At 69.7% G+C, this 12,357-nt stretch carries 12 protein-coding genes; 4 read left to right on the plus strand and 8 right to left on the minus strand.

The annotated features are described in order from the left end of the window. Positions 1 to 42: 42 nt before the first annotated feature. Positions 43 to 1,032, plus strand: a complete 990-nt coding sequence (locus tag OZ403_RS36160; RefSeq protein WP_268782894.1) for an alpha/beta hydrolase family protein — start codon at positions 43 to 45, stop codon at positions 1,030 to 1,032. 27 nt (positions 1,033 to 1,059) lie between these two features. Here OZ403_RS36160 and OZ403_RS36165 read toward each other — a convergent pair whose 3' ends face one another. Then, on the minus strand, positions 1,060 to 3,588 hold the full coding sequence (locus OZ403_RS36165; RefSeq protein WP_268782895.1) for an MASE1 domain-containing protein: 2,529 nt from the start codon (positions 3,586 to 3,588) through the stop codon (positions 1,060 to 1,062). A gap of 131 nt (positions 3,589 to 3,719) precedes the next feature. Here OZ403_RS36165 and OZ403_RS36170 point away from each other — a divergent pair, with 131 nt between their 5' ends. Next, positions 3,720 to 3,941, plus strand: coding sequence for a hypothetical protein (locus tag OZ403_RS36170; protein WP_026114050.1), 222 nt, complete (start codon positions 3,720 to 3,722; stop codon positions 3,939 to 3,941). Positions 3,942 to 3,998: 57 nt separating this feature from the next. On the opposite strand, the gene OZ403_RS36175 is transcribed toward OZ403_RS36170, so the two are convergent. From OZ403_RS36175 to OZ403_RS36205, 7 genes are all read right to left on the minus strand, one after another. Beyond that, positions 3,999 to 5,120, minus strand: a complete 1,122-nt coding sequence (locus OZ403_RS36175) for a HupE/UreJ family protein (protein WP_140795747.1) — start codon at positions 5,118 to 5,120, stop codon at positions 3,999 to 4,001. Further along, on the minus strand, positions 5,117 to 6,292 hold the full coding sequence (locus OZ403_RS36180) for a hypothetical protein (protein WP_237077769.1): 1,176 nt from the start codon (positions 6,290 to 6,292) through the stop codon (positions 5,117 to 5,119). Before OZ403_RS36180 ends, OZ403_RS36175 begins: the two co-directional genes overlap by 4 nt. Before the next feature lie 177 nt (positions 6,293 to 6,469). Next, the gene (locus tag OZ403_RS36185) at positions 6,470 to 7,057 is read right to left on the minus strand and encodes a putative glycolipid-binding domain-containing protein (protein ID WP_140800255.1); all 588 of its coding nucleotides are present in this window, start codon (positions 7,055 to 7,057) and stop codon (positions 6,470 to 6,472) included. A gap of 15 nt (positions 7,058 to 7,072) precedes the next feature. Then, positions 7,073 to 7,732 carry an HAD family hydrolase gene (locus OZ403_RS36190; protein ID WP_268782896.1) on the minus strand — a complete coding sequence of 220 codons (660 nt, stop codon included), beginning with the start codon at positions 7,730 to 7,732 and terminating at the stop codon, positions 7,073 to 7,075. A gap of 86 nt (positions 7,733 to 7,818) precedes the next feature. Next, complete coding sequence (locus tag OZ403_RS36195) at positions 7,819 to 8,403, minus strand: ExbD/TolR family protein (RefSeq protein WP_140795751.1); 585 nt, start codon at positions 8,401 to 8,403, stop codon at positions 7,819 to 7,821. A 25-nt stretch (positions 8,404 to 8,428) separates the two neighbouring features. Beyond that, positions 8,429 to 8,917: an ExbD/TolR family protein gene (locus tag OZ403_RS36200; protein WP_140795752.1), complete on the minus strand. Its 489-nt coding sequence runs from the start codon at positions 8,915 to 8,917 to the stop codon at positions 8,429 to 8,431. 122 nt (positions 8,918 to 9,039) lie between these two features. Beyond that, on the minus strand, positions 9,040 to 9,777 hold the full coding sequence (locus OZ403_RS36205) for a MotA/TolQ/ExbB proton channel family protein (RefSeq protein ID WP_140795753.1): 738 nt from the start codon (positions 9,775 to 9,777) through the stop codon (positions 9,040 to 9,042). Positions 9,778 to 10,102: 325 nt separating this feature from the next. Between OZ403_RS36205 and OZ403_RS36210 the strand changes: the two genes are divergently transcribed. Continuing rightward, positions 10,103 to 10,990 carry a general secretion pathway protein GspE gene (locus OZ403_RS36210; RefSeq protein ID WP_140795754.1) on the plus strand — a complete coding sequence of 296 codons (888 nt, stop codon included), beginning with the start codon at positions 10,103 to 10,105 and terminating at the stop codon, positions 10,988 to 10,990. 244 nt (positions 10,991 to 11,234) lie between these two features. Further along, a complete protein-coding gene (locus OZ403_RS36215) occupies positions 11,235 to 12,350 on the plus strand; it encodes a bifunctional methionine sulfoxide reductase B/A protein (RefSeq protein WP_174258987.1) in 1,116 nt (371 codons plus the stop codon). The last annotated feature ends 7 nt before the right edge of the window (positions 12,351 to 12,357 follow it).

The raw sequence follows: 12,357 nt of genomic DNA on the forward strand, positions 1-12,357 counted from the left end.
ATTTGATTAAAATGGTCGCGGCGTCAAGGGCGGGGGCATAGGATGGCGCGGGTGCTGCGAACCCATCCGGTGGACGTCCTCTTCGCGGGCCTGTCCCGCCGCGCCCGGCTCTTCTCCCAGGGCTGGGGTGATGAGCAGTTCCTCGAAGAGGTCGCGGCGGCCGCGCCGTTCCAGCAGCGGCCTCCGCCCATCGCGCCCGAGTGGAGCGCGCCCCGGCTCCAGCGCGGTCTCCAGGTCCGGGATGGCACCTTCCCGTCTCCGCTGGCCCGGCTCGACGCAGCAGCGCGCACGGCCCATGTCCGGTGGCTGAGCGCGGGGCAAGGGCCCTCACGCGGCGCCTGCGTCGTGCTCGCTGCGTCCCGTGAGGAGGGCTTCTCCCTGCGAGAGCGCATGTACGCGCCGCTCGCGCGGGAAGGCATCGACCTATTCCTGCTGGAGAACCCCTATTACGGCCTGCGCCGCCCCGTGGGGCAGAAGGGCGGCGCGCTGCGCACCGTCAGCGACCACGTCTTGATGAACCTGGGCATGGTCGACGAGGCCCGCGCGCTGCTCGCGTGGCTGCGGAGCGAGGGCCATGCGCGTCTGGGCGTGGCGGGCTACAGCATGGGCGGCTACATGGCGGCACTGACGGCGGCTGTCGTCCCGGAGCCGCTCGCCGTGGCGGCGCTCGCGGCTGGAGCGTCTCCTGTTCCCGTCTTCACGCAGGGGCTGCTGTCCTGGTCCATTGCCTTTGCATTGCTGGATGGCCCCCGGCGCGACGCGGAGCAGGCCCGGAGTCGGCTGGGACGGATTTTCGACCTGGCGAACCTCACGCGCTTCCCGCCTCCGCGGCAGCCCGAAGCGGCCGTGCTGGTGGCCTGCCGACGTGACGGGTTCGTGCCCGGTGATGAAACGCTCGCGCTGCACGCGCACTGGCCCCGAAGCGAGCTGCGCTGGGTGGACGCCGGGCACGTCACCGCGCTCTTCACGGAGCGGGCCGCGCTGTGCGCCGCCATCCGGGACGCGCTATCGCGGGTGGGTGCCACGACGTGAGCACGCGGCCCGGAGCGCGCGCATGCCTCAGTGCCGCACGCCGCCAACGGCCGCCACGGGCGACGCCTCATCCACGCGCGGCTCCGGCCCCATTGCGTCCACTGCCGCCAGGGCCGTGGCCACCGTGCCCATGAGCAGGTCCGGCCGCACGGGCTTCTCCAAGACGCGGGTGGGCACGGTGTCGATGAACGCGCGGGACTCCGGCGTATAGGCACCGCCGGAGATGAACACCACCCGCGCGGCCTGGTCCGGCGCGTGGGCGCACAGGTGCTGGTAGACGGCGGCGCCGTCCGTCTCCGGCATCTGCAAGTCACACAGGATGACGTCGAAGCGGTGGCCCGCGTCCACCAGCGCCAGCGCCTCGCTGCCCCGCGTGGTGGTGACGACGTCGTGGAAGGGCTCCAGCAGCAGCCGCATGGACTGCGCGAGGCGCGGCTCATCATCCACCACCAGCACCCGGCCCCGCCGGGCCGCGGACGGCGGAGGCAGACTGACGCGTGGCAACGGCCGCGGCGGCGTGGACGCCTGCAGGCGCGCGGGCGGCAACAGCACGCTGAAGACGGAGCCCCGGCCCGGCTCGCTGCGGACCTCCAGCTCGCCCCCGTGCGCGCGGACAATCTGCTGGCAGATGGCGAGCCCCAGCCCCGTGCCCTCGCCGCTGGACTTGGTCGTGTAGAAGGCCTCGAAGATGCGCGGCAGCACGTGCGCGGGAATCCCCGCGCCGCTGTCCACCACGTCCACGCGGGCCCGGCCGGAGGCATCCGTGCTGGTGCGCACGCGCACCTCGTTCATGGACGGGTTGCCCTCCGGGATGGCCTGCATCGCGTTCACCAGCAGGTTGAGCAGCACCTGCCCCAAACGGGCCTCGCTGCCCGACACGCGCGGCACCGGACCGAACTCCTCCACCAACCGGGCGCGGTGGCGGAGCGCGTGGCTGATGATGCGCACCGCGGGCGGCACCAGCGCGTTGAGGTCCACCAGCCCCGGGTCCTGGTTCCCCTGGCGGCTGAACACCTGGAGGTCCCGGACGATGAGGCGGATGCGCTCGGCGCCTTCCAACGCGCCCCGCACGTTGGCCATCGCGTCGCGCATGCCCGACATGCCGCCCTGGCTCAATCCGCGCTCGGCGGCCTCCAGGTTCAGCACCAGGTAGGCCAGCGGGTTGTTGATTTCGTGCCCCACCCCGGCCGCGAGCGTCCCCACCGCGGCCACACGTTCGGCCGCCACCAGGCGGGCCTGGAGCTCCTTGGTCGCGGAGATGTCGCGGTGGGTGGCCACGAAGTGGGTGATGTCCTCGCCCGTGGCGCGCACCGGGGACAGCAGCACCTCGCTCCACACGAGGTCGCCCTGCTTGTGCGCCAGCTTCACCTCCGCGAACACCGGCTCGCCCGCGAGCAGTGACTGCCGCGTGCGCTGACGGAACTCCGGCTCCTGCGCGCCGTAGAGCGAGCACGGGTCCTGGCCCACCAGTTCCTCCAGCCGGTATCCCAGGAGCGAGCACAGGGCCTGGTTGGCGAACACGGTGCGCAGCGCGCCTCCCGCGAGGACCTCCGCGATGAGGACGCCTTCGTGCACGCTCCGCACGGTGGTGCCCAGCAGTTGGAGCTGGCCGATGGCGCGCTGACGCTCGGTGCTCGCCGCCGCCAGCAGCAACCCGGTGACGGCATTGGCGGCGATGAAGAGCTGCAGCACCAGCAGGTCCTGCGGTAGGTCATCGGTGGCGAAGGGCCCGTGCCCGCGCGCGGTGCCCACGATGGAAGCGGCGGCGATGCACAGCGTGGCTGCCGCCACGCCCCGGGGACCGAAGCGAAGCGCGGCCCAGGCGGACATGGGGAAGAGGAGGAAGGCGGCCGCGTGCGCCGCGCTGTGCGGCAGCTCCGGCACGAAGAAGATAACGCCTCCCAGCACCGTGGTGAGCCCCGCGAGCACCAGCGCCTCGCCGCCTCGTCGCGGCCAGGACCACCGCTTGAACAGCATCAGCGCTGGAGCCACTACCAGCACGCCCATCAAGTCCCCCACCCACCACACGCGCAGGCCCGCGGCCAGGGACGTCCACGGAAGCCGCCCGCCCAGCACGAGGCTCGCCGCGCCCACCAGGGCACTCACACCCAGGCACAGCGCGCCCGCTCCCGCGCACAGCGCGACGACGTCGCGGATCCGCTCCAGCCCCCTGTCGAACCCCACCCGCCGCAGCAGGCCCACGCCGAACACCGCCGCCAGCGTGTTGCCCACGCCCACGCCGAGCGAGGCCACGGCAGGCACATCCGCCAGGACCGACATGACCGACGCGCCCACGAAGACACCGGGCCAGCGTGACACCCCCAGCACCACCAGCGCCGCCAGTGACACTCCCGCCGGAGGCCAGGCCGGACTGATGTTGCTCACGGTGGCCACCTGCTGCCCCAGGCCTCCCGCGAGGAGATACACGACGACCAGGCCCAGCATCTCCATCAGATGCCGGCCGTTGACTCCACCTGCACTGGCTCGGAGCAGCCCGAAGATGACCCATCCCCCCGACACCCGCCCGCCGACCCGGCAGGTATCCATGAAGGCCATGCTAGCCGGGGCACCGCCGGTATTGCACCTGCCCCCAGGTTGACTGGAAGGCAACCGTCCAGGAGCCGATAGGCGAAGTGCAATGGCTTCGGAACTCGCCCGTAGGGGAAGACAAGGAGGTCACCCGAACCATGTCGCGTCCCGCAATCGCAGCCCTGCTGTCGTTTCTCATCCCTGGCGTGGGGCAGATCTACAACGGGGACCTGCTCCGGGGCCTGTTCTGGCTCATCATCACCCCAGGCTTCTGGATTGGCACGGGTGGGTGCCTGGGCTGGGTGTGCCACATCGTCGCCGCTGTCACCGCCCACAACCGGGCGGAGGACAAGGACAAGTACAGAGTCACGGTCGTGTGATGCGGCCATGTGGCCCCACCGCTGACACGCGGGCGGAGCACACGGCTCTCCCGCGTGTCAGGTAACCGACACGCCCAGGCCCAGGGCGCGCTCCGCCAACCAGAGGCACGCCAGCAGCGCGATGGCCACCGAGCCGCCCACGACGACCGCGCGGCGGTAGAGCGGCGCCTGTCGCAAGACGAAGGCCAGGGGCAGCAACGCGGCCACGAAGGCCACCTGTCCCAGCTCCACGCCCAGGTTGAAGCCCAGCAGCGCCAGCGCGAGGCTTCCCGCGGACAGCCCCATTCCCGCCAGGACCGACGCGAAGCCGAAGCCGTGCAGCAGCCCCAGCACGAAGGCCACCGTCCAGCGAGTCCCCCACCCCAACGGGCGGACATTGTCGAGCGCCGCCACCAGGATGCCCAGCGCGATGGCGACCGACACGAAGCGCGGCGGCAGGGATGCCCAGCCCAGCGTGGCGGCCACCAACGTCAACGCGTGCGCCACGGTGAAGGCGGACACCACCTTCACCACATCCCATAACGCCGTGCCGAAATCCGAGACGGCCACCCACCGCCCGTCCGCGTCACGGCGCAGGACGGAGGGCAGCAGCAGCGCGAAGAGAAAGAGCAGGTGGTCGGCCCGAGTCACGACGTGCAGCACCCCCTCCACCGTCATGCGCTCCGCGGTGCGCCAGGGAGACTCGTCCCGCACGCGCACCCGCGCGAAGTGCTGGGACGCGGAGAAGATAAGCGGCTCGCGCGCGCCCACGCGCACGATGCCCCGGTGAAGCGGGTCGCTGTCGAACAGCAGCGTGTAGTCCACGTCCAGCCGCGCGGCGGAGCCGGTGCAGCGCGCGTCGAAGTCCAGCACCGCATAGGCCCCGTCCGAGTGCCGCCTGATGTGCAGCCCGCCCTGGGAAACGAGCGCACAGGGCGCACCTTCCGCCCCGAGCACCAGCCGGCCGAGCACATAGCGCCGGATGTCGGCCTCGCGCGCCAGCACCTCGCCCCAGGTGATGGCGCCGTCTCCGCTCGCGTCCAACCCGAGGACGTCGTCCAGGTCCTGGAGCGACACGTCCCACCGGCCGGAGATGCCTTGGCCGTCCGCCTCGGTCAGTCGCAGGTAGCTGTCGCTCGGCTTTTGCGCCTGGGCGGACAGGGAGGCCAGCAGGAGCGACAGCAGGGCAACGCGGCTCATGGCAGCAGACTCCGCACGCGCTCGGCCAGGAAGACGAGCCCCGGGTCCTCGCAGCCCGACGCTTGAAGGAAGTCCAGCGCGGGCCGGGCCGCCTCCGGTCTGCCCGCCGCCAGCGCGGCTTCGATCAACAGCCGCACGTCCCATGGCTCACGCTGTGACGCCCACACGGCCTGCGCCAGCCGGAGCGCCTTCTCCGGCGCCTTCTCCACCTGGAGCGCGAAGCGGGCCTCCTCGCGCGCGAGGAGGCTGTCCCCCCGCAGGCGGCTCTCCTCGAAGCGGCGGGACAAGGCGTGGGTGACGTCGGGCGCGCGAGACGACCCGAGCGCGTTCTCCGCCAACACGTGGCGCAGGAGCAACCGGTCGTCCTGCGTGTGGTCCATCACCACGACGGCCGCCTCACGCGCTCGGCCCGCGTCCAGCAGCAGGTCCGCGTAGGCCGCGCGTGCGGCGTAGTCCTTCGAATCCAGCGAGAGCGCCCGGAGGAAGTAACGCTCCGCCAGACCGGCATCCCCCGCCAGCGCGGCGGCCTCCGCCAGCGTGGCCAGTGCGCGCGTGCGCGTCTCCTGACCGTGCCCGCTGTGCCGCAGCGCCTCCGACAGGAGCGCGTGCGCCTTGCGCGAATGCCCCGCGAGGCTTCGCACCCGGGCCTCGCACACCGCGACCGTCAACGAAGCGGTCAACGCGGTGAGCCTCGCGCAGCTGCGGGCCGCCTCGGCATGCTCGCCTCGAATCCCCAACACCTCCGCGCGCAGCAACCAGGCGTCGACGTTGCCGGGGTCCTCCTTCACCACCGCGTCCAGGTCCTCCAAGGCCGCCGGAAAGTCGCGCCGCGCGTGGTGGAAGGTGGCGCGTACCAGCCGCACGCCAGGCGGCGGCGTGGCCAGGTCCCACCACGGACGCAGCGCCGCCTGTGCGCGGCCCAGGTAGCGAGGCTCTCCCAACACGCGGCTCGCCTCGATTTCCAACCGCGCCAGGCGCAGCGCCATGTCCAACTGTCCGGCGTGCCCGGCCAGGGCCTTGCGAAGCGCGGCACGCTCGCGGGCGCGCGCATCCACACCGACGGCCGGCACGCGCGCCAACACCTCCTCGGTGTCCGGGGGAATGAAGGGCTCTCGCTCCCCGAAGGAAGGCGAGCGCCCACAACCGAGTACCCACGCCGTGGTCAGGACCACGGCGCGTCTCACTGCGGAGGAGCGGCGGCACATCGGAGCTCGCATGGGCTCCGCACTGTACGCAGCCGTTTTTCGAATGGCGGCCGCATGGGGACATGGGTCGCCGGAGCAACACACCGCTCAGGGTCGCCGCCCTCTACTCAACAGCGAAGCGGGACTGGAGTGCGCCCGCCGGCGTCAGTCCCCGGTGACGGCGATGCGCTCCCAGCCAGGGAGATAGTTCGTCACCAGCCCGTGCGCGTCGACGTCCACCTCGGCGACGAAGCGGCCATCGTTGCTCTCGTACCGGTAACGCGTCGGGGTGAGCCGCGTGTAGCGCTGGGGCAGCACCTCCAGCGCAAGGTTGGGGATGCGAATCCACGCGGTACGCACGTCCGCCGCCTGTCCCACGCCCAACCCAAGTCGGCGGATGGGCAGGGTGTTGGTCGACGGCGTGCACGCCACGTCGATGTCCGAGCAGCCTCGGAGGTGGACCAGCTCCTCTTCGCCCTTCCACCAGCGTCGCTCCGCGTCCGCGCGGAGCTGGAGCCGTGCCTCGCCCTCCCCGCTCCGGCGCAGGACGTGGACCTCCTGGGTCTCCCACGCCGCGTTGGTGGTGATGGTGTACTCCACGAAGTGCGGCAGCCCGTTGTCCACGAGCACCACCGAGCCCGCGAGCACCCACCCATCCGGGCGCTCTCGCAGCTCGAAGTACTCACTGCCGGGAGACAGCAACCGCCGCCAGACGAGCGCACGGGGCCTGCGATGCGAGGCATCAACGTTCATGGGTCTTCCTCCTGTTCAAGGCCTCGCATCCCGCAGCGCCGCCAGCAACTCCGCCGCGGTGGCGGCCACCACGCGCGCGCCGTGGGCCTTCAGCTCGTGCACCTCGCGGAAGCCCCAGGCCACGCCCACGCCGTACATCCCCGCCGCGCGCGCCGTGTCCATGTCGATGGACGTGTCCCCCACGAAGCCGCAGGCCGCGGGCGGTACGCCCAGCTCCGAGGCCAACGCCAGCGCCGCCGTCGGGTCCGGCTTGCGCGGCAGCTCTGGCCGCTCACCGTACACGGCGGCGAAGGAGACCCGTGGCAGCAGGCGTGCGACCAGGCGCTTCACGAAGTCGTCTGACTTGTTGCTGAGCACCGCCAGCTTCGTGCCCTGCGCGGCCAGCGCGGTCAGCATCTCCGGGATGCCCGGGTAGTGCGCGGTCCGGTCGAAGAGGTGGTCGTCGTAGTAGGCCTTGTAGGTGGCCAACACCGGCTCGATGAGCGCGTCCTGCCCCGAAGGCACCGCCCGGCGAATCAACTCCCGGACACCGCTGCCCACGAAGCGCAGGTAGGCGGACTCCGGATGGGTGGGCAGGCCGTGGTGGGCCAGCGCGTGGTTCGTCGCATCGGCGATGTCCCCCAGCGAGTCCACCAGGGTCCCATCCAGGTCGAAGATGACGGCACGAAGCAGCATGAAGACGAGTCCTTCTTCAAAAACGAAAACGCCCTGGCCACGAGGACCAGGGCGTCGCGGGGCCCAAAGGCCCAATCACCTGGAAGCTACGGGGTGGCCTTGGCGCTGGCGTCCTTCTCCGCGTCGCCACCGCCCGCCGTAATCACCGCGAAGTTGATGTTGTTGTAGCCCGCCGTGGCGCAGCTGAACATCACCCGCTTGATGATGGAGTACTCCACGTCCTTGTGGGCCTGGATGTTGATGTCGCCCTTGAAGGTGTTGGCCGTGTCCTGCGCCATGGAGTGGAGGTCCTCGTACTGCTTCTTCATGTCGCGGAGCTTCTCTTCCAAGGACGGGATGTTGAGGTACTCGTCCTTGGTGAAGTCCTCCACGCGGCCAATGATGGTGCCGGAGACGCTGATCTGTTCACCGGAGACCATCACCACCGGGTGCATCTCCACTTCCTGGACGTTGACCGCCTCGGGAAGCTCGATGTCCTTGGTCATGTTCAGCACCTCGCCCGTCGCGGAGAAGTTCGCGATGAGGAAGAGCACGATGATGATGAACATGTCGACCAGCGGGGTGATGAGAAGGTCGGAGTAACCGCTCTTCTTCGCGGCCGCGCCGTGCCCGAACACCTTGGAGTGCTGGAGCCGCTTGCCGTATCGCTTGCCTGGAACCTGAATGGCCATGACGTGTCGTGAGCTCCGTGAGCGGCTAGCCCATCGCCGCGGACACCGACACCTGGGGCAGCCCAGAGCCGATGCACTCGTCGATGATACGGACCAGGTCCTCGTAGCGGACCTTGTCTTCAGGTTGCAGGGTGATGGCGGACTGGTCCGGCAGCTGCGCCTTCAGTTCCTTGAAGCGCGCCACCAGCTTGGACAGGTCCGTCTTGCCCTTCGCATCCTTGGTGAGGGGAATCGGCTCGAAGGCGCTCTGGTCCGCGGTCAGCCGCAGCTCCGTGGGCGTGATGAGCAGGTTGAGCTGGACCGTCTTGGTCTGCTCTTCCTGCTGCTGCTCCTCCTCCGTGGAGGGGCCACCCGCCTGCGAAACCTGGAGCCGGCCAATCTGGGTCCAGACCGCCGTCATGATGAGGAAGCTGATGGTCACCGCCATCAGGTCGATGAAAGCCGTGAGGTTGATAGAGGTGTCGAGCGACTTTTTGCCGCCTTTGCCTCCACCTGTGTCCATTCCGCCGGCCATGGCGTTCTTCTCCTTCGGCCGCGCTCAGTGAGCGCCGGTGAGACTGATGGGAGCGCGCCGCGCGTCCCCACACCCGTGGGGACAGGCCAGCGCGCCCGGACTCCGGGTTCCCGAAGGACTTCCTACTCCTCGTCGCGAGCCGACGTGGGGACGTTCAGGTTCTTGAACTTGTCCTTGTTGGCCACGATGAGGTTGAGGACGGAGACGCTGGTCTCGTTGATGTCGTTGATGAGGCTCTGCGTGCGGCCCGTCAGCACGGAGAAGGAGATCAGCGCCGGGATGGCCGTGAGCAGACCGAAGCCGGTGCAGTTCATGGCTTCAGAAATACCGTTGGCGAGAATCGTCGCCTTGTCGGCCGGGTTCACGTTGGCCACGGCCTCGAAGCAGGCGATGAGACCGGACACCGTTCCGAGCAGACCGGCGAGCATCGCCGCGTTGCCGAGCATGGCGAGGTAACCGGTGCGGGCCTCGATCTTCGGCGTCTCGCGGAGGCTGGCCTCGTCGAGCGCGGCCTGGACCTCGTCGTTGCCCTTCGGAACGTTCATCAGGCCGGCCTTGATGACGTTCGTCAGCGGCGTGGACTTCTGGCCAGCCACGTAGTTGATGGCCTTGTCCAGGTCACCGGCGTAGATGTGCTTCTTCAGGCCACGAAGGAAGGCCTCCTTGTTGATGGAGGCCTTGCCGAAAAGGATGATGCTTCGCTCGACCATGATGGCGAGTGCCACGATGAGGCAGGCGGCAATGGGGTACATACCCCACTGGCCGGCCTCCCAGCGCATGGCGACTTCTTCGAAGAAGCCCCGCTGAGGGCCGCCGACATTCGCCAGCACGGTCAGGTTCGTCACAGACGCCAGGTTCATCGAGTGTTGCCTCCACAGGCAGCTTGGCCCGCTCTAGCGGACCTTCCAGACCTGACGTCCCCCCGAGCGGACGGTCCACCCGGTTGGGCGGCAGGAATGGATGTTGAAAACGGTGTGCCGACTTTAGGAATGGGCGTCTGGGGTGTCAAGGCAGGGGCAGTGGCGTTAAGTGCTGAAATCTCACAGGAATTTTGCGCTGAGCCCCCTCTTGCCAGGCCGTCCTCCAAGCAGCATTGCGGGCATTTTCGGGGGTATTCCCAAGTGCCTCCGGATGTGACACCGCGCTCGCTTCCTGGGTTTCGTCGCGCGTGTTAAGGCCGGATTCATGGCGAGGAAGCGCATTGGCGAGCTCCTGTTGGAGCAGCGGGCGATCAGCGTCGCCCAGCTCGAGGCGGGGCTCGCGGCTCACCGGAAATCAGGACAACGACTGGGGGCCACCCTCATCGCGCAGGGTGCGATCACGGAGGCCACGCTCGCGGACGCGCTGAGCCAGGCCCTGGGGCTGCCGCGAGTGGACCTCGCGGCCACCACGCCAGAGTGGGCGGCGGTGCACATGCTGCGCGCGCGCTTCTGCGAACAGCACGACTTGTTCCCCATCGCACTGGAGAGCACGGGCGGGCGCAAGCAGCTCGTGGTGGCGATGAGTGATCCGCTCAACGTGACGGCGGTGGAGGAGATTGAGTTCACCACCGGCCTCAAGGTCAGCCCGCGCGTGGCGCCGCTGTCCACCGTGCGCAGCGCCATCCTCCGCTACTACCACAAGGTGCCGGTGGCCTCGCCCTCCGCCAGCCGCCCCGCGCCCGCGAGGCCCGCCGCGAAGCCGGTGAAGGCCGCGCCGCCAGTGACACGCCCCACGGCGCCGCCGCCCGAAGAGGATGACGAGGAGGTCATCATCGGCGAGGAGCTGCCGCCCGGCGAGGCGACGCAGCGCACGTCCCTGGCGGAGCTGATTCGCGCCCGCGAGGAGCAGAGCAAGCAGAAGCGCGGACAGGGCGGCGCCGCGAAGCCCAAGGCCGCCGTGGCGAACGCGGGCGGCGTGCTGGACGATCTGGACTACCTCTTCGGACAGGCGCGGGAAGACACTGATCGCGTCGAGGAGCTGGAGCGGAAGTTCTGGGCGCTGATGCGCATCATGGCGCGCAAGGGCCTGCTCACGAACGAGGAGTTCACCCGCGAGCTGGACGACGAGGACAAGGCCAGCGGCGAGTCGTGACGATGCGCCGGGGCCAGAAGGAATCGGCTCGTGGCGGTGACGTGGTGGAGCGCCGGGAGCCGGCCGCCGCTACATAGGAACGGAGGCGCTCACGTGCGCGTGTGGCACAGGACGTCTCCGCGGGGCGCCCGCCAGCATGCCCGGCGAGCCCAGGCCCGGTGACACCGCCACGGAAACCACCTCGGGGCCTCGCGCGTACACACAGAAGCACCCGCACTCGCGGGAACTTCCGGAGCTCGCGTCCATGCCCACCGCCTCCACATCCTCGTCCCTGGCCCGCCGGCTCATTCCGCTGGCCCTTGCGGCGCTCGCCGTGCTGTCCGCGTGCACCGAGGCCCGCGGGGCCGCGCCCACCGCGCCAGGCCCCACCATCCAGGACACCCGCCGCTACGAGAAGCCCTCGGACGCCGAGCTGCGGCGCACTTTGTCCCCGCTGGCCTACGCGGTGACGCAGCAGGGAGCCACGGAGCCCGCCTTCCGTAATCCCCTGTGGAACCACCACGAAGAGGGCCTCTACGTCGACGTGGTGAGCGGCGAGCCCCTCTTCTCCTCGCGCGACAAGTTCGACTCCGGCACCGGCTGGCCCAGCTTCACTCGCCCGGTGGACAGCGCTCGCGTCGTCGAGAAGCGGGACAGCACGCAGGGCATGGAGCGCGTGGAGGTGCGCTCGAAGGCCGCGGGCTCACACCTGGGCCACGTCTTCGGGGACGGGCCCCCGCCCGCGAAAACACGCTACTGCATCAACTCCGCGGCCCTGCGCTTCGTCGCGGTGAATGACCTGGCGAAGGAGGGTTATGGAGCCTGGCTGCCACTCTTCGGCCGCCCCGTTCCGGCCGCCGGCACGAAGCGCCAGGACGCCTCGCCCTTCACGGAGACGGCGCTGCTGGCGGGCGGGTGCTTCTGGGGCATGGAGGACCTGCTGCGCAAGATTCCCGGCGTCGTCCAGACGGAGGTGGGCTACACGGGCGGCTCCAGCGCCTTCCGCAATCCCACGTATCGCGACGTGAGCTCGGGCAAGACGGGCCACGCTGAATCCGTGCGCGTCGTGTTCGACCCCACCCGGCTGACGTACGAGACGCTGCTGGAGCAGTGGTTCTTCCGCATGCACGACCCGACGACGCTCAACCGTCAGGGCAATGACGTGGGCACGCAGTATCGCTCCGCCATCTTCTACCTGTCCGACGCCCAGAAGCGCGTCGCCGAGGAAGTGAAGGCGCGGGTGGATGCCTCCAAGAAGTGGCCCCGACCCGTCATCACGCAGATTGTGCCCGCGGGCGCCTTCACCCCCGCCGAGGACTACCACCAGGACTACCTGGTGAAGAACCCGGGCGGCTACACCTGCCACTACATGCGGGACTGAGCGCGGG

Origin of the sequence: Myxococcus sp. NMCA1 (genome assembly GCF_026810205.1) — a bacterium.
GTDB lineage: Bacteria > Myxococcota > Myxococcia > Myxococcales > Myxococcaceae > Myxococcus > Myxococcus xanthus_A.